Source organism: Streptomyces sp. Mut1, from assembly GCF_030719295.1.
GTDB lineage: Bacteria > Actinomycetota > Actinomycetes > Streptomycetales > Streptomycetaceae > Streptomyces > Streptomyces castrisilvae.
In genome coordinates this window covers 1,484,573-1,501,238 of sequence record NZ_CP120997.1, presented here as the reverse complement: position 1 = coordinate 1,501,238, position 16,666 = coordinate 1,484,573, and the positions used below count along the sequence as shown (strand labels likewise).

The 16,666-nt window shown below is 72.5% G+C and carries 16 protein-coding genes; 7 read left to right on the top strand and 9 right to left on the bottom strand.

What is annotated here, in order from left to right:
* Window positions 1–357 precede the first annotated feature (357 nt).
* Entirely contained in the window at window positions 358–837 is a 480-nt protein-coding gene (locus P8A18_RS06260) for a hypothetical protein (RefSeq protein WP_306060709.1), read from the top strand.
* A gap of 139 nt (window positions 838–976) precedes the next feature.
* On the opposite strand, the gene P8A18_RS06255 is transcribed toward P8A18_RS06260, so the two are convergent.
* Complete coding sequence (locus P8A18_RS06255) at window positions 977–1,402, bottom strand: hypothetical protein (protein ID WP_306052486.1); 426 nt, start codon at window positions 1,400–1,402, stop codon at window positions 977–979.
* Between the two features lie 65 nt (window positions 1,403–1,467).
* Entirely contained in the window at window positions 1,468–2,298 is an 831-nt protein-coding gene (locus P8A18_RS06250; RefSeq protein ID WP_306052485.1) for a globin domain-containing protein, read from the bottom strand.
* Window positions 2,299–2,625: 327 nt separating this feature from the next.
* Between P8A18_RS06250 and P8A18_RS06245 the strand changes: the two genes are divergently transcribed.
* A complete protein-coding gene (locus P8A18_RS06245) occupies window positions 2,626–3,369 on the top strand; it encodes a response regulator (RefSeq protein ID WP_306052483.1) in 744 nt (247 codons plus the stop codon).
* A 65-nt stretch (window positions 3,370–3,434) separates the two neighbouring features.
* Here P8A18_RS06245 and P8A18_RS06240 read toward each other — a convergent pair whose 3' ends face one another.
* The gene (locus P8A18_RS06240; RefSeq protein WP_306060706.1) at window positions 3,435–5,105 is read right to left on the bottom strand and encodes a GAF domain-containing sensor histidine kinase; all 1,671 of its coding nucleotides are present in this window, start codon (window positions 5,103–5,105) and stop codon (window positions 3,435–3,437) included.
* A gap of 607 nt (window positions 5,106–5,712) precedes the next feature.
* Between P8A18_RS06240 and P8A18_RS06235 the strand changes: the two genes are divergently transcribed.
* On the top strand, window positions 5,713–6,063 hold the full coding sequence (locus P8A18_RS06235; RefSeq protein WP_306052481.1) for a hypothetical protein: 351 nt from the start codon (window positions 5,713–5,715) through the stop codon (window positions 6,061–6,063).
* 46 nt (window positions 6,064–6,109) lie between these two features.
* On the opposite strand, the gene P8A18_RS06230 is transcribed toward P8A18_RS06235, so the two are convergent.
* Window positions 6,110–7,627 carry a S8 family peptidase gene (locus P8A18_RS06230; protein WP_306052479.1) on the bottom strand — a complete coding sequence of 506 codons (1,518 nt, stop codon included), beginning with the start codon at window positions 7,625–7,627 and terminating at the stop codon, window positions 6,110–6,112.
* 290 nt (window positions 7,628–7,917) lie between these two features.
* Between P8A18_RS06230 and P8A18_RS06225 the strand changes: the two genes are divergently transcribed.
* The 3 genes from P8A18_RS06225 to moaA all read left to right on the top strand — a co-directional run bounded on the left by P8A18_RS06225 (window position 7,918) and on the right by moaA (window position 11,081).
* Entirely contained in the window at window positions 7,918–8,283 is a 366-nt protein-coding gene (locus P8A18_RS06225) for a DUF485 domain-containing protein (RefSeq protein ID WP_306052477.1), read from the top strand.
* Window positions 8,280–9,917, top strand: a complete 1,638-nt coding sequence (locus P8A18_RS06220; protein WP_306052475.1) for a monocarboxylic acid transporter — start codon at window positions 8,280–8,282, stop codon at window positions 9,915–9,917. Before P8A18_RS06225 ends, P8A18_RS06220 begins: the two co-directional genes overlap by 4 nt.
* 174 nt (window positions 9,918–10,091) lie before the next feature.
* The gene (gene moaA / locus P8A18_RS06215) at window positions 10,092–11,081 is read left to right on the top strand and encodes a GTP 3',8-cyclase MoaA (RefSeq protein ID WP_306052473.1); all 990 of its coding nucleotides are present in this window, start codon (window positions 10,092–10,094) and stop codon (window positions 11,079–11,081) included.
* A 14-nt stretch (window positions 11,082–11,095) separates the two neighbouring features.
* On the opposite strand, the gene P8A18_RS06210 is transcribed toward moaA, so the two are convergent.
* Window positions 11,096–11,359 carry a hypothetical protein gene (locus P8A18_RS06210; RefSeq protein WP_306052471.1) on the bottom strand — a complete coding sequence of 88 codons (264 nt, stop codon included), beginning with the start codon at window positions 11,357–11,359 and terminating at the stop codon, window positions 11,096–11,098.
* 216 nt (window positions 11,360–11,575) lie between these two features.
* Entirely contained in the window at window positions 11,576–11,956 is a 381-nt protein-coding gene (locus P8A18_RS06205; RefSeq protein ID WP_306052469.1) for a DUF3099 domain-containing protein, read from the bottom strand.
* A 205-nt stretch (window positions 11,957–12,161) separates the two neighbouring features.
* Between P8A18_RS06205 and P8A18_RS06200 the strand changes: the two genes are divergently transcribed.
* Complete coding sequence (locus P8A18_RS06200) at window positions 12,162–12,437, top strand: GlsB/YeaQ/YmgE family stress response membrane protein (protein WP_018553361.1); 276 nt, start codon at window positions 12,162–12,164, stop codon at window positions 12,435–12,437.
* 107 nt (window positions 12,438–12,544) lie between these two features.
* Here P8A18_RS06200 and P8A18_RS06195 read toward each other — a convergent pair whose 3' ends face one another.
* The 3 genes from P8A18_RS06195 to P8A18_RS06185 form a co-directional block, all read right to left on the bottom strand.
* The gene (locus P8A18_RS06195; protein WP_306052466.1) at window positions 12,545–13,609 is read right to left on the bottom strand and encodes a 2,3-butanediol dehydrogenase; all 1,065 of its coding nucleotides are present in this window, start codon (window positions 13,607–13,609) and stop codon (window positions 12,545–12,547) included.
* Window positions 13,610–13,837: 228 nt separating this feature from the next.
* On the bottom strand, window positions 13,838–15,106 hold the full coding sequence (tyrS, locus tag P8A18_RS06190; RefSeq protein ID WP_306052464.1) for a tyrosine--tRNA ligase: 1,269 nt from the start codon (window positions 15,104–15,106) through the stop codon (window positions 13,838–13,840).
* A gap of 58 nt (window positions 15,107–15,164) precedes the next feature.
* Window positions 15,165–16,559: a metallopeptidase TldD-related protein gene (locus P8A18_RS06185; protein ID WP_306052462.1), complete on the bottom strand. Its 1,395-nt coding sequence runs from the start codon at window positions 16,557–16,559 to the stop codon at window positions 15,165–15,167.
* Between the last annotated feature and the right edge of the window lie 107 nt (window positions 16,560–16,666).

Below are 16,666 nucleotides of genomic sequence, written 5' to 3'. Positions count from 1 at the left end.
CGGGTGCCGCCGCCCGGCGGAAGGGCCGAACGGCCCGGGGCCGAACGGCCCTAGGGCCTGTCCGGCGGATCTTCGCGGGCCCACGACGCCTGGCACGCACTCTCGCCGCACGCCCGAATCACCCAAGTACGTCCAGTACGAGGGCGATCCGGGCGCACGCCGAGAGCACGCACCAGACGCCGCGGGCTGATCCACGAAGATCCGCCGGACAGGCCCTAGCCGGGCCGGGTCCCCGCTGGGTTCACTCGGGTGTCGCGTGCCTGGGCACCGGTCCGACGGCGGCTCCGGTGGCCGGGCCCGGGCATGCGACACGCTCCGCCGGACGGGCGGGACACGGACGCGCGGGAGGGGAACGCGGTGATCGCGGTCGTCGGACACAGGGACCTCAGCAACAGGACCCTGGAACTGGTGGAGGCCGAGCTGAGAGCGCGGCTGGAACGTCTCGCGGAGGGCGCGGCGGCCTTCGTACGGGCCGGAGCCGGGCTGCCCCTGGTGGTCGGGCGGGCCGCCCGGGAGGCAGGCCGGAAGCTGGCCGTCCTGCTGCCGGCCCAGGGCGTGGTGCCCGGCCCCGTGCCCGAGCGGGACCGGCGGGCCACGGGCGAACTGCTCGTCCTGGCCGGACAGGTACGGCTCCTGGCCTTCGACCCGGCCGACCGGGATGCCTGTGTCGGCGCCGACGAACGCCTGGTCGAGGAGAGCCGGACCGTGTTCGCCGTGTGGGACGGTTCGCACTCCGACGGCCGGGACGCCACCGCGCATCTGGTCGCCTTCGCCCGTGCGCGGGGGATCCGGGTCGAGATCGTCTGGCCCGAGGGCTCCGCACGGGTGCGGTCGTGACGGTGGCGGTGCACGGGCCGGGGACGGCCACGGAGAAGGACGCCCGACGCCGGCGGCCGGCCGGACCGCGGGGCGCGGCGGGGGTTCGGACGGCCGCCGGTGATCACCGCGGTGCCGGTGACCTGGTGCCTGAAGATCCTCACGCCGACAGGCACCCGGTTCCGGTCGTACGGGCAGAGCCTTCTGCGACCTCCGCGATCCCGGAGGCGTCCTGATGGACCCGCGCCGCCGGCACCCCGGCGGCGGCCAGTGCGGCCGCGAGGGCCGGAGCCGGCCCGGCCGCCGGCGCCTCGGGGGCCAGGGCCAGGAAGGCGTGCGGAGGGACGGCGCTCCCGGGGAGCGGCCGGAGCACCTCGTCGAGGACCCGCAGGGCGCCTCCCGCGGCGTGCACCTCCGGGTGCGTCGGCAGGACGGTCAGCCACGGCCGCCCGCGCCGGAACGTCTCCAGATACGCCGTGTCGTACGGGGCCGGCCCGGACTCCTCCGGCGGGCCGGTCTCCAGCAGCAGCCGCACCCGCGTGCGGCCCGGGGACAGGGCGTCGATCTCCTGGAGCAGCGCCTTCATCGGGGCCCAGCCCGTACCGGAGGCGATCAGCAGGATGTCGGAGGCCGGAGCGTCGCCGGGGAGCGTCAGCAGGCCGCGGGGGCACCGAGCCGGAGTGTGTCGCCCGCCCGCGTCCCGTGCGCCAGCGCGTCGCTCACCCCGCCGGCCCGCCGGGCCCGTACATGGAATTCGAGTTCGCCGTCCTGGTGCGGGGCGCGCGCCAGATAGTACGGACGCCAGGCCTGCTCCAGCAGCGGTGTCTCCAGCGAGGCGTACTGTCCCGCCCGGAAGGGATAGGGCTGCTTCGGCCGCACCCGCAGGACCGCGAGGCCGGGCGCGCGCAGCTCGTGCGCCGTCACCGTCGCCTCCCAGCTGGGGGGTTCGGCGATCGCGTCGTTCTCGCCCCGGACCATCGAGGACACCGCCAGCCGCAGCATCCGCAGCCAGGCGTCCTCCAGCGCACCGTTCCACCGGACCCCCGCACGCACCCGCAGCGCCTCGACGAGCGCCCCTTCGAACGCGGCGAAGTGCGCCGGGCGCACACCGAGCTTGCGGTGGTCGCGGCCCAGCTGCGTGAAGCGTTCGGCCACCGCGTCCGTACGGTGCAGATTGCCGATCAGATACCGGAAGGCGACGGCCAGATGGGCCTGCTGGAACGCCATCGACTCCGGGAACAGCGACCGCAGATACGGATGCCGGTCGAACAGCGCCCGGTACAGGTCCGCGATCAGCTCATCCAACGGGCCCACCAGAGGCAGGAACTCCTCGACGAGCAACTGGTCGGCCGTCCCGTCGTACGTCTTCGGGGCGGCGGTACGCCCGCCGGAACTTCCCTCCGGCAGCAGAATGCGTCGTCGCAGCCGCATCGCGTCGTGCCGCGCGAGCAGTGCGTGATAGTCCTCGCTCGGGGTGTTCATGGGCAGGTGACTCCTCGGGACAGCACGGTGGGGGACTCCCGGCGGGCGTACGGCGACGGCTGCGGCATCTCGCGGCACGCTCGCCGCGCCGGGCGGCCGGGCCGGCGGGACGGGCCTCGGCCGCGCAGGGCCGGCCGTGACGTGGGGACCTGCGGGGCGGCGCCAGTATGGCACCGCGTGCCGCCTGCTGACCGGCCCTGGTCACAGGGCCTTTCGGCCCCTTCCGCGAAGCGGTCCACCGTGCCGCGGAACCCCGCCGCCGCCCCGTCCGCGAGCGCGCACATACTGGTTCCGGTCCGCCCCGAACCCCGACCGATCGAGCATGGTGTGAACGACGATCCCGCCCAGCCCCCGAGCAGTACGCCCCCGACCGGATCCGCCTCCCCGGTACGCGTCTTCATCCTCGACGACCACGAGGTCGTACGGCGCGGTGTACGCGATCTGCTGGAGGCCGACGACGGCATCCGGGTCGTCGGCGAGGCCTCCGACGCCCGGGAGGCGCTGGCCCGCGTACCGGCGGTCGCGCCCCAGGTCGCCGTGCTGGACGTACGGCTCGGCGACGACCGGGACGGGGACCACGCCGGCATCGAGGTGTGCAGGGAACTGCGGGCCCGGATGCCCCAGCTCGCCTGTCTGATGCTGACGTCGTTCGACGACGACGAGGCACTGTTCGACGCCATCATGGCCGGGGCGGCCGGTTATGTGCTGAAGCAGATCAACGGGGCCGGTCTGGTCGCCGCCGTGCACACCGTGGCGTCCGGCACCTCCATGCTGGACCCGCGGACGACCGCCCGCGTGATGGCCCGGCTGCGGGGACCCCAGCAGCCGCCCGCCGCCGAGGCGTCGGAGCTGGATCGGCTCACCCCCCGGGAGCGGCAGATCCTGGACCTCATCGGTGAGGGGCTCACCAACCGGGAGATCGCCGAGCGCCTCTTCCTCGCCGAGAAGACGGTCAAGAACCGCATCTCCGCGATCCTCGCCAAACTGGGCGTCGGCCGCCGCATCCAGGCCGCGATGCTCGCCGGCCGCATCCGGGAACGCCAGGCGCGACCGCCGGCCCCCGGGCGCTGACCGGCGGGGTCGGCGGAGCGGAGTCGGCGGAGCGGAGTCGGACGAGCGGGGCCGGACGAGCGGAGTCAGTCGAGCGGGGCGCGCCAGACGATCCGGGTGCCCCCGCCGGCCGGCTGCTCGACGGCCAGGGTGCCGTCGCACAGCTCGGCCCGCTTGCGCATGTTGGCCAGCCCGCCGCCGCGCTCCGCCCCGGTCCCGGCCGCGGTGCCGCGGCCGTCGGTCCCGGTCGCGGCCCCGATCCCGGTCCCGTCGTCCGTGACGGTCAGCGTCACCGAGTCACCGGCGGACAGCACGATGTCGATACGGCTCGCGCGGGCGTGGCGGGACGCGTTGGACACGGCTTCGGCGGCGACCGCCACGACATGCTCCGCCAGTTCGTCCGGGACCACGGAGTCCACCGGTCCCTCGATCTGCACGGAGGGACGGAAACCGAGCGCGCGGGCCGCCGTACGGGCGGTCTCCGCGATCCGGTGCCGCAGCCCGCCGCGGCCCGACCCGTCCGTCGTCCGCAGGTCGAAGATGGTCGACCGGACGATCCGTATCGTGGTGTCCAGGTCGTCGACCGCGCGGCTGACGCGTTCGGCGGCCTCCGGGCGGTCCGCGATGGCCCGGGTGGTGCTCTGGAGCGTCATCCCGGTCGCGAAGAGGCGCTGGATCGCCAGGTCGTGCAGATCGCGGGCGATCCGGTCGCGGTCGTGCATGACGGCGAGCTCCTCGGACTCCGCCCGCCCGCGCGCCAGTTCGAGCGCGATGGCCGCCTGGTCGGCGAAACCGGACACGAGGGCCACCTCGGTGTCGTCGAACGGCGGACGGCCCACCGGGCGCCCCAGCCGCAGCGCGCCCATGGCCCCGGTGCCCACCCGCAGCGGCACCGCGACCACCGGGCCCAGGCCCTCCTCGGCCCCGTCGCCGAACGGGTGCGCGCGCGGATCCGTTCGCACATCGGCACAGTGCACCGGCGTCCCGGTACGGGCCGCGAGCCCGGCCAGCGACCCGTGCGCCGGTACGGACAGGCCCCGTACCCGGCCGGCGTCACGGCCGTGGGCGACGGCGACGGTGAGACGGGCGTCGAAGGCCGCCGGGGCCGGCGCACCCGGCGGCGACGGGGGCAGCAGGACGGCGGCCCGGTCGGCGCCCGCGACCTCCATCGCCCGCTCCGCGACCAGGTGCAGCACCTCGTCGGCGTCCGTACCCGAGAGCAGGGCACGGGTGATCTCGCCCAGCGCCTCCAGGCGTTGTTCCCGGCGGCGGCTCTCCTCGTACATCCGGGCGTTGTCGATGGCGACCCCGGCCGCGATCGACAGGGTGGTCAGCAACGCCTCGTCGTCCGCGTCGAAGCTTTGCCCGCCCCGTTTCTCGGTGAGGTACAGGTTGCCGAACACCTCGTCGCGCACCCGCACCGGGACGCCGAGGAAGCTGTGCATCGGCGGGTGGTGGGGCGGGAAGCCGTAGCTGTGCGGGTGACTGCTCAGATCGGCGAGCCGCAGCGGCTGCGGGTGGTGGATGAGCTCGCCGAGGATGCCGCGCCCGCACGGCGTCTGCCCGATCCGCGCGGTCAGTTCGTCCGACATGCCGACGGTCAGGAACTCCAGCAGCGTCTGCCCGTCGCCGACGATGCCGAGCGCCCCGTACTCCGCGTCGGTCAGGGTCACCGAGGCCTCCACGATGCCCCGCAGCACCTCTTGCAGCTCCAGGCCGCGCCCCAGGCTCATCACGGCGTCCAGCAGGCCGCGCATCCGGTCCGGCCGGCTGGGCCGCGGCCGGCTTCCGGGGCCGGAGTCCCCGGCGCCGTGGCCCGTGACGGGGCAGTAGGGGGCTTGGGGCGCCGGGGACTCTGCGTCTGTCATCGGGGCGCCGCTCTCTGGGTCCGTGTGCCGTAGGCCGGGTCATCGCTCACCGGCTCACCGCAGAGCTGGGACCGGTCCACGGGCGGTCAGTTTACGGCAGCCGCCGCGGGCGCGGCCCGGCGGCGGGGGCCGGACGCACGCGCTGTCGCGGGCCCGGCGGGCGACCACCGGAGGCGCCCCGCGCAGGGGCTGGACCGGCCGCCGTAGGCCTCCCGCACGGGGACCGCCCCCGGCGCGCCCGCGCCAGGGCCGACCGGCCCTGGCCGAGGGTGCCCCCCGGCCCCCGCCGAAGGTGTCCCCCGGCCCGGCCCCGCGGTGCCCCTCGGCCCCTGGAGACCGCCCGGGGCCGCGGCCAGCATGGTGCGGCCGGGAAGGCCGGCTCTGTCCCCCGCATGAAATCGGCCTTCCCGGCCGCATCCCCGTCCCGCCGTCCCGCTCCGGGGCGGCGGGACGGGGACGCGCTCGGAGAACCGCACGAGCTGGAGGACACGGTCCGGTGGACGCAACGGAATCGCAGGGTGGCAAGGCCGCTCCCGCACAGGGCCCCAAGCCGCCCGACGGCCCGCACCCCGGGCCCGGTCCGGCCTGCGTCGACCTGCGGGCGGGGCCGGACCGCCCGCGCTCCCGGCGGGCGGCGGCCGGCGCCGTACTGACCGGCTGGGCGTCCGCCGCCCTGACGGCGCTGCTCCTGCTGACCCCCGCACCGCTCGCCGCGGTCGCGGTGACCGCGACCGCGGGCGCCGCCGCCATGGGGGGCCTGGGTGTCGTGGCGGGGCTGCGGCGCAGGGAGGAGCGCCGCGAGACCGAGGCCCTCACGGCGGCCTTCGGTTCCACCCGCACCCCGTGATCCGGCGGTCCGGGGGCGGCGTCACGTGCGCCCCCGGACCCCGGCGTCACCAGCGCACGGCGTCCAGCGCGTCCACCACACCGGCCCCGTAGAAGCCGTTGTGGTTCCTGCCGCCCTCGCAGACCGCGTCGACTTCGCCGTCACCGTCGATGTCGAACGGCGCGCCGCACGCCTTCGCGTCCGCCTCCAGCGTCAGCAGCGCCTTGACCACGGCCGGCGACGCGTACGGGTGCTTCGACTTGATCAGGGCCACGACGCCCGCGACATGCGGGGACGCCATCGACGTACCGGCCTTGTAGCCGTACGCGCCGCCCGGCAGCGTCGAGAGGATCAGACCGCTCGTCGCCGGCGGCTGTGGCGTCTGGTAGGCCGTCGAGTCCCCGCCGGGCGCCGCCACGTCGATGACCCCGTTCCCGTAGTTCGAGTACGAGGCCTTCAGGCCCTTCGCGCCCGTCGCCGAGACCGTCACTACACCCGGCAGCATCGTCGGGATGTCGGGGCACTGCGTCGGGTCGATGGTCCGGTCGGCCGTGGTGGTGTCGTTCGGGCTGGTCGAGTCCTCGATGGTGTCCGCCGCCAGGTCCTCGGCGGAGTTGCCCGCGGCGGCGACGTTGACCGCGCCCCTGCGCTCGGCGTACCGGGTGGCCCGTGCGACGGCCTCGACCAGGGCGCCCTGGTCGGGGTCGTTCTTGCAGTTGTACATCCACGGGTCGGTGTAATAGCTGTTGTTCGTCACGTCCACGCCGTGCTCGGCCGCCCACATGAAGCCGCAGACGACGGCCTCGGTGTAGAAGAAGCCGTCCGGGTTGCCCACCTTGATGCCGGCGACCTTCACGCCCGGCGCCACGCCCGTCACGCCGACGCCGTTCTTCGCCGCCGCGATGGTGCCCGCCACATGGGTGCCGTGGTCGCTCTCGCCGGCCTTCGGACGCCAGGCGCCCTCCGTCGTGTCCGGGGCGCCCGACACGCAGTTCGCGGAGGCCGCCCGGTCGAAGTTCGGCGCGAGGTCCGGGTGCGTGTCGTCGACCCCGGTGTCGATGACCGCGACCGTCACCTTCCGGCTGCCCAGCGACTTCTGGTGCGCCTTGTCCGCCTTGATGGCGGGCAGGTCCCACTGGAGCGGCTCCATGGGGTCCTGGCCGGCCGTCGCCCTCGCCGCCGCGGCCCGCTCCTGCTCGGCCGTCAGCGGCTGGTCCACCCCGATGTCCTTGGTGGCCTGCGGCACGATCGGGTTGGTACGGGTGGCGCCCGCCGACAGGACGCCCCTGACCCGGCGGACCGTCTTCGCGAAGTCCGGGTTCCGCGAGTGGACGACGATGACACCGATCCGGTCGTAGGCGGTCACCACCGTGCCGCCGGCCCGCTCTATCGCCTCGCGCACCTGCCCGGCGGTGCCGGTACCGCCCTGCGTGTTGACCACGTACGAAAGCTTCGGGCCGTCCGCCGGTGCCGTCGCCGGCGCGGCGGAGGCGGCGCCCGTCGGCAGGAAGCCGAGCGAGGCGGTGAGGGCCAATCCGACGGGCAGCGTCAGTGCGCGCGTCCGCCTGGATCCCAGATGAGCCATGGGGTCTCCACATCATCCGTGCCAGTCGACCGGACACGGGCTGTGTCCAGTCGCGTACATGACGAGTGAAGCTATCGCCGTTCATCCCGGCACATCAATCGATTCCTGCGAACACGTGCCCGGCGAAGCGCCCGAAGGAGTGATCCGGAGAAGGCACGCGCCGTGGTGAACCGCTTCGCCGCGCGCCGCGTGCCGTTGTCAGGGGAAGCGCACCACCACCCCCGATCACGAGGTTCACAGTGAAATCCACCGTCCCCACCACCACCGCACCCGCGTCGCGAGGAGAATCCGTGGCTACCGATGCACCGCCGCCCGAGGGCAGTACGGATAACAGCCCTGCCCAGCCCACGACCGAGGCGTTCCTCGCGGAGCAAGGCAGCGCGGAATTCGGCGAACTGCGCCGCTCCCACCGCTCCTTCGCCTTCCCGCTGACCATCGCCTTCGTCCTCTGGTACCTGCTGTACGTGCTGCTCTCCAACTACGCGGGCGGCTTCATGGGCACCAAGGTGTTCAGCAACATCAACGTGGCCTTCGTCTTCGGCCTCGCCCAGTTCGTCACCACCTTCCTCATCGCCTGGTTCTACTCGCGGCACGCCAACGCGAAGCTCGACCCGAAGGCCGAGGCCATCAAGTCCCGTATGGAGGCCGACGCATGAGCGCCGCGTACCACTCCCACGCCACCGTGACCCTCGCCGCGTCGGCCACCGAGCACCGGCCGCTGATCATCACGCTCTTCGCGGTCTTCGTCGCGGCCACCCTCGGCATCACCGTCTGGGCCGGCCGCCAGACCCGCAGCGCCTCCGACTTCTACGCGGGCGGCCGCCAGTTCACCGCCTTCCAGAACGGCCTCGCGGTCTCCGGCGACTACATGTCCGCCGCGTCCTTCCTCGGCATCGCCGGCGCCATCGCCCTCTTCGGCTACGACGGCTTCCTCTACTCCATCGGCTTCCTCGTCGCCTGGCTGGTGGCGCTGCTGCTGGTCGCCGAACCCCTGCGCAACTCCGGCCGCTACACCATGGGCGACGTCCTCGCCTACCGGATGCGCCAGCGCCCCGTCCGCACCGCGGCGGGCGTCTCCACCATCGTCGTATCGATCTTCTACCTGCTGGCGCAGATGGCGGGAGCGGGCGTCCTGGTCTCGCTGCTCCTCGGAATCACCAGCGACGCGGGAAAGATCCTCATCGTTGCGCTGGTCGGCGTACTGATGATCGTCTACGTCACCATCGGCGGCATGAAGGGCACCACCTGGGTGCAGATGGTCAAGGCCGTACTGCTCATCGCCGGCGCCATCCTGATGACCTTCATGGTGCTGTGGAAGTTCAACTTCAACGTCTCCGACCTGCTGGGCACCGCCGCCGAGAAGAGCGGCCACGGCGCCTCGTTCCTGGAGCCCGGCCTGAAGTACGGCGCCACCGGCACCTCGAAGCTCGACTTCCTCTCCCTCGGCATCGCCCTGGTCCTGGGCACCGCGGGCCTGCCGCACATCCTGATCCGCTTCTACACGGTGCCGACCGCCAAGGCCGCCCGTAAGTCGGTCAACTGGGCCATCGGCATCATCGGCGCGTTCTACCTGATGACGATCGCCCTCGGGTTCGGCGCCGCAGCGCTCATCGGCCCGGACGAGATCAAGGCGAAGAACCCCGCGGGCAACGCGGCCGCCCCGCAGCTCGCCGAATACCTCGGCGGGGTCGGCACCACAGGCGGCGCCGTCCTGCTCGCCGTCATCTCCGCCGTCGCCTTCGCCACCATCCTCGCCGTCGTCGCCGGACTGACCCTCGCCTCCTCGTCGTCCTTCGCCCACGACATCTACGCCAACGTCATCCGCAAGGGGAAGGCCACCGAGAAGGAGGAGATGAGGGCCGCCCGCTGGGCCACCGTCTTCATCGGCGCCGCCGCGATCCTCCTCGGCGCCTTCGCCCGCGACATGAACGTCGCCGGCCTGGTCGCCCTCGCCTTCGCCGTCGCCGCGTCCGCCAACCTGCCGACGCTCCTCTACAGCCTCTTCTGGAAGCGCTTCACCACCCAGGGCGCGCTGTGGTCGATCTACGGCGGCCTGGCCTCCTCCGTGATCCTGGTGCTCTTCTCGCCGGTCGTCTCCGGCAACGAGAAGACCTCGATGTTCAAGGGCGTCGACTTCGCCTGGTTCCCGCTGGAGAACCCCGGCCTGATCTCCATCCCGCTCGGCTTCCTGCTCGGCTGGATCGGCTCCCTCCTCTCCAAGGAGGAGCCCGACAAGGGCAAGTACGCCGAACTGGAGGTCAAGTCCCTCACCGGCATCGGCGCCCACTGAGAGCAGAAGTTCACCGGGCGCAGACCCCGCCGTACGAGGCCGCGTCGTAGAGTCCTACGACGCGGCCTCGCCGCACCTCGTGGCAAACGGTCCCCCTGCGCCGTCACCGGTCTCGCGTAGGCTCGAAAGAGTCAGCTACCGCGACCGGGAAGTCACCGGGGGAGGGGGCCCACCATGCTCATCGACACCTACGACCGGGTCGCCACCGACCTGCGCGTCTCGCTCACCGACCGCTGCAATCTGCGCTGCACCTACTGCATGCCGGAAGAGGGCCTGCAGTGGCTCGCCAAGCCCGACCTGCTCAACGACGACGAGATCGTCCGGCTCGTCCGCATCGCCGTCACCCGGCTCGGCATCACCGACGTCCGTTTCACCGGCGGCGAGCCGCTGCTGCGCCCCGGACTCGTCTCCATCGTCCAGCGCTGCGCGGCCCTCGAACCCCGCCCCAGGATGTCCCTCACCACCAACGGCATCGGGCTTAAGCGGACCGCCGCCGCGCTCAAGGACGCCGGACTCGACCGGGTCAACGTCTCCCTCGACACGCTGCGCCCCGACGTCTTCAAGACCCTCACCCGCCGCGACCGGCACCACGACGTGCTGGCGGGCCTGGAAGCCGCCCACGAGGCCGGGCTCACCCCCGTCAAGGTCAACAGCGTCCTGATGCCGGGGCTCAACGACGACGAGGCCCCCGACCTGCTCGCCTGGGCCGTGGAACACAACTATGAGCTCCGCTTCATCGAGCAGATGCCGCTCGACGCCCAGCACGGCTGGAAGCGCGAAGGCATGATCACCGCGGGCGACATCCTCCGCTCGCTGCGCACCCGCTTCGACCTCGCCCCCGAGGGCGACACCGACCGCGGCTCCGCCCCCGCCGAACGCTGGACCGTCGACGGCGGACCGCACCGGGTCGGCGTCATCGCCTCCGTCACCCGCCCGTTCTGCCGGGCCTGCGACCGCACCCGGCTCACCGCCGACGGACAGGTGCGCACCTGCCTGTTCGCCCGAGAGGAGACCGACCTGCGCGCCGCGCTGCGCTCGGAGGCACCCGACGAGGAGATCGCCCGGCTCTGGAAGCTCGCCATGTGGGGCAAGAAGGCCGGATCCGGCCTTGACGACCCGAGCTTCCTCCAGCCCGACCGCCCGATGTCCGCGATCGGCGGCTGAGCCCGCCCGCCCGGTCACGCGGACGGGGGCCGCGACTCCCACTCCGCCAGCGTCACCACGTCCTTGAGGAAACCCCGCACGCCCAGGAACGAGGACAGGTGCTCCCGGTGCTCGTCGCAGGCCAGCCAGGTCTTACGGCGCTCCGGCGTGTGCAGCTTCGGATTGTTCCAGGCCAGCACCCATACGGCGGCGGACCGGCAGCCCTTGGCCGAACAGACGGGGGCGGCATCGGACGGTGCGGGGGAGCCGGGGAACGCGGCGGAATCGGGGGAGTTCACGGACTCAACCCTAGAGGGTGCCGACGTGGGCCCTGCCGGTGAGAGGCCGGAGAAATGGCGACGCCGGGCAGCCACGGGGGGAGCTGCCCGGCGTCGGTCCATCGCTCCGACGGGGGATGCGGAGCGCGTACAAAGTATGTCACGCACACCCCGCCGCGGTGCACTGGAACTTCATGATTGATCTGAGCTTTTCTTGAGCTTGGGCCCGCCGCGGCCTCAGCCGTGCTCCTGCGCATCCGGAGACCGGAAGGAGCGTCCGGACTGCGGTGAGGCGGGCCCGGCACCCGCCGCCGGAGCGGCGTCCAGCGCCGGATGGGCCGGAGCCGGCAGCACGAAGGTCGAGGGCAGCGCGGGGGTGTTCTCACGGCCGGCGTTGGCGATGACGACCGCGACGTACGGCAGCAGTACCCCGAGCCCGAGCGCCACGAACGCGATGTGCCGCTCCACGTTCCACAGGAGCGCGGCCGCCACCACCGACACCGTCCGCACGGACATCGAGATCACGTAGCGCCGCTGCCTGCCGCGCACGTCGTCCGCGAGCCCCTGCCGGGCTCCCGTGATCCGGAAGACCTCCGCACCGCTCTGCTTGCTCACCACGTCCCCACCAACCTTCCCCGGACCCGGACCGGCCGCTCCCACGCTACGCCCGGCACCCGGCGCGTTCGAGACCGGGGCGCGCCGTATCCGTACATTCCGCCACCCGGCCGCGATGCCCGATCGGCCCCGCCCGACATGCGGCACGCCGGCCCGGCACCGAGACTGGGCGGGACATGCGCGACACCGCGTCGCTCAAGGAGGCAGCATGGGCTGGTTGTGGGCAATCATCGTGGGCCTGGTGCTCGGTCTGATCGCGAAGGCGATCCTCCCCGGCAAGCAGCAGATCCCACTCTGGCTGACGATCATCTTCGGCATGATCGGCAGCGTCCTCGGAAATGCTGTCGCCACCTGGATCGGTGTCAACGACACCAAGGGCATCGACTGGACGCGCCATGTGCTCCAGCTGATCGGAGCAGTGGTGGTGGTCGGAGTCGGCGACATGCTGTGGGCCTCGCTGCGAGGCACCAAACAGCGGACCTGAACCGCGCGGCCGGAGGGAATTCCGGCCGCGCCGACGGCACTTCACCGATGCCGAAGACCTCCTGGGCGATGCCCGGGAGGTCTTCGGCTGTGAGGCGGGGCCGGCCGTCAGGAACGGGGGTCCACCAGCACCTTGACCGCCGTCTCGTTGTGATGGATCAGGGTGTCGAAGCCCTCGGAGACGAGAGCGTCCAGCCCGATGGTCCTGGTGATGAACGGCTTCAGATCGACCCGTCCCTCCCGCACCAGCTCAATGGTCTTCGGATGCGAGTTGACGTAGGCGATCGTGCCGCGCAGGTCGACCTCCTTGAGGACGAGCTTCTGCATGTCGAGCGAGGCCGGCTTGCCCCAGATCGAGATGACGGTGATGACGGCACCCGGCCGGACGGCGTCGAACAGGGCGTCGAGGACGACGTTGACCGACGTCGCTTCGAACGCCACATCCGCGCCCCTGCCGTCCGTGAGGCGGCGCACCTCTGCCGCGACGTCCGAGACGGCGGGGTCGATGACATGGTCGGCGACCCCGGCGTCCAGGGCCTTCTGCCGGCGCAGCCGGCTCAGCTCGGTGACCGCGACCTCGACATCCATGGCCTTCAGCACCGCACAGGTCAGCAGCCCGATGGGCCCCGCCCCGCCGACGAGCGCGAAGTCGCCCGCCTTCGCGCCGGAGCGCTCGAACGCGTGGTACGCGACAGAGAGCGGCTCGATGAGAGCGGCCTCGTCCAGCGGAATGTCCCCGACCGGGTGCACCCACCGGCGCTCGACGACGATCTTCTCCGCGAGCCCGCCGCCATGGCCGGCCAGCCCGATGAAGTTCATGTCGGGTGAGAGGTGGTAGGCGGAGTTGTCCGGCCCGGTGTCGACCTCGGGCCGCAGGATGTAGGGCTCCACCACGACGCGGTCACCCGGCTTGAGGTCCTCCACCCCCTCGCCCACCGCGTACACGACGCCGGACATCTCGTGGCCGAGTGTCACGGGGGCGGACTCGCCCGACACCGGGTGCGGCTGACCGGCCGGCGGGACGAAGATCGGTCCGTCGAGATACTCGTGCAGGTCGGTACCGCAGATCCCGCAGTACGCGACGTCGATGCCCACCGTCCCCGGCTGGACCGTGGGCTCCGCGATGTCCTCGATACGAATGTCTCCGCGGTCGTAATAGCGCGCAGCCTTCACTTGTACCGACTCCTTCGTCTGGTTCAAAGGGCGCCTTGGCCGAGCCGGCCTACCCTTGCGAGTCGTCCGATCAGGGGTGGTTTGTCGGCTACCAGAATGATAGGCACCCCGGCGCGCGCGTGCGCGGTGCGCCGGCCGGGACCGTCACGGCATATGCCGGAGGCCCCCAGGAGCAACTCCTGGGGGCCTCCGGCCCGCGTCGTACGCCTGGAGGGCGCGGCCCGGGGTTCAGCCGGCCGCGACCTCGATCGCCGCGAGGTTCTTCTTGCCCCGGCGCAGCACCAGCCAGCGCCCGTGCAGCAGCTCCTCGCGGGCCGGTGCCGCCTCGCCGTCGAGGACCTTCACGTTGTTCACGTACGCGCCGCCCTCCTTGACCGTGCGCCGCGCACCCGACTTGCTCGGCGCGAGACCGACCTCCACCAGCAGGTCGACCAGCGGGCCCAGCTCGGTGACCCGGGCGTGCGGCACCTCGGACAGGGCGGCGCTCAGCGTCGCCTCGTCCAGCTCACCCAGCTCGCCCTGGCCGAACAGGGCCTTCGACGCGGCGACGACCGCGGCGCACTGGTCCGCCCCGTGCACCAGCGTCGTCAGCTCCTCGGCCAGCGCGCGCTGCGCCGTCCGCGCCTGCGGGCGCTCCTCGGTGACCTTCTCCAGCTCCTCCAGCTCGGCCGGGGTCCGGAAGCTGAGGATGCGCATGTAGCGCGAGATGTCCCGGTCGTCCGCGTTCAGCCAGAACTGGTAGAACGCGTACGGCGTCGTGAGCTCCGCGTCGAGCCAGATGGCCCCGTTCTCCGACTTGCTGAACTTGGTGCCGTCCGCCTTCGTCATCAGCGGGGTCGCCAGCAGGTGCACCTCGGCGTCCGGCTCCAGGCGGTGGATCAGGTCGATGCCCGCCGTGAGGTTGCCCCACTGGTCGCTGCCGCCCTGCTGGAGCGTGCAGCCGTAGCGGCGGTACAGCTCCAGGAAGTCCATGCTCTGGAGCAGCTGGTAGCTGAACTCGGTGTAGCTGATGCCCTCGTCGGACTCCAGCCGCCGGGCGACGGAGTCCTTGGTCAGCATCTTGTTGACCCGGAAGTGCTTGCCGATGTCCCGCAGGAACTCGATCGCGGACATGCCCGCGGTCCAGTCCAGGTTGTTCACCATGACCGCGGCGTTCTCGCCCTCGAAGGACAGGAACGGCTCGATCTGCGAGCGCAGCCGGGTCACCCACTGGGCGACCGTCTCCGGATCGTTCAGCGTGCGCTCGGCGGTCGGCCGGGGGTCACCGATCTGGCCGGTGGCCCCGCCCACCAGGGCGAGCGGCCGCAGACCGGCCCGCTGGAGCCGGCGCATGGTGAGCACCTGCACCAGGTGGCCGACGTGCAGACTCGCCGCGGTGGGGTCGTAGCCGCAATAGAACGTGACCGGACCGTCCGCGAGAGCCTTGCGCAATGCGTCCTCGTCGGTGGACTGGGCGAACAGCCCGCGCCACTTCAGCTCGTCGACGATGTCCGTCACGGTTCCGTGCTCCTTATCAAGACGGGTCAGGTTTTACGCGTCAGTCAGTCTAGGCGGGTCACACCCCCCGGCTGACCGAGCTCATGTTGAAGTCCGGGATGCGCAGGGCGGGCATCGCGGCCCGGGTGAACCAGTCGCCCCACTCGCGCGGCAGCGTCTTCTCGGTGCGGCCCGCCTCCGTGGCCCGGGACAGCAGGCCGACCGGGGACTCGTTGAAGCGGAAGTTGTTCACCTCGCCGGTCACCTCCCCGTTCTCGACGAGATAGACCCCGTCCCGGGTCAGCCCGGTCAGCAGCAGCGTCGCCGGGTCCACCTCGCGGATGTACCAGAGGCAGGTCAGCAGCAGCGCCGGGCCGCTCGTCGCGGCGACCATCTCCTCCAGCGACTGCTCGCCGCCGCCTTCCAGGATCAGGTTGTCGACCGCCGGGGCGAGCGGCAGCCCGGTCAGGCCCGCGGTGTGCCGGGTCGTCGTCAGCTGCTCCAGCCGGCCGTCACCGATCCAGTCGGTCCTGGCCAGCGGCAGCCCGTTGTCGAAGACCGAGGCGCCGTCCCCGGAGGAGTGGGCGATGACGAAGGGCGCCGACTCCAGCCCGGGGGCGTGCGGGTCGCTGCGCAGGGTCAGCGGCAGCGGGGACAGCGTCTCGCCGAGCCGGGTGCCGCCGCCCGGCTTGGAGAACACCGTCCGGCCCTCGGCGGCGTCCCGGGCCGTGGAGGACCAGAGCTGGTAGATCAGCAGGTCCGCGACGGCGGTCGGCGGCAGCAGCGTCTCGTACCGGCCGGCGGGCAGCTCGATGCGGCGCTCGGCCCAGCTCAGGCGGCGCGCCAGCTCCGCGTCCAGCTCGCCCGGGTCGACGTCCTTGAAGTCCCGCGTGGAGCGGCCCGCCCAGGCCGAACGGGAGCGGTCGGGCGACTTGGCGTTCAGCTCCAGCGTGCCGTTCGGCTGGTCGTGGCGCAGCCGCAGCCCGGTGGACGTGCCGAGGTAGGTGGAGGTCATCTCGTGGTGCGCGAAGCCGTACAGCTCGCGCCCCCCGGAGCGGGCGCGGGCGAAGGCGTCGCCGAGTGCCGGGGCGAACGCGGCGAACACGTCCGAGTCCGTCTCGGCCGGCGCGTCCGTGAAGTCGGGCGACGCGGGCACCCCGCTGACCAGCGGCTGAGCGTCCTCGGCCGGTCCGGCGCCGCGCGCGGCAGCCTCCGCGGCCCGCACCAGCGGTTCCAGGTCGGCGTCGGTGACGGCGGACCGGGACACCACACCGGACGCGGTGCCCTCGGAGCCGTCGACCGTGGCGATGACGGTCAGCGTGCGGCCCCGGGTCACCCCGTTGGTGGTCAGCGCGTTGCCGGCCCAGCGCAGATTGGCCGACGACTCCTCGTCCGCGATGACCACACAGCCGTCGGCGGTGGACAGGTCGAGCGCGCGCTCGACGATCTCGTACGGCTTGCTGACGCGGCTCATCGTCCGGCCTCCTGCGTCGTATTCAGGCTGTGCTTTCCCGGGGGACGACCCCCGGACCCCCAGCCGGTCCCGTGGTCGCGGCTCATCGTCCGGCCTCCTGCGTCGTA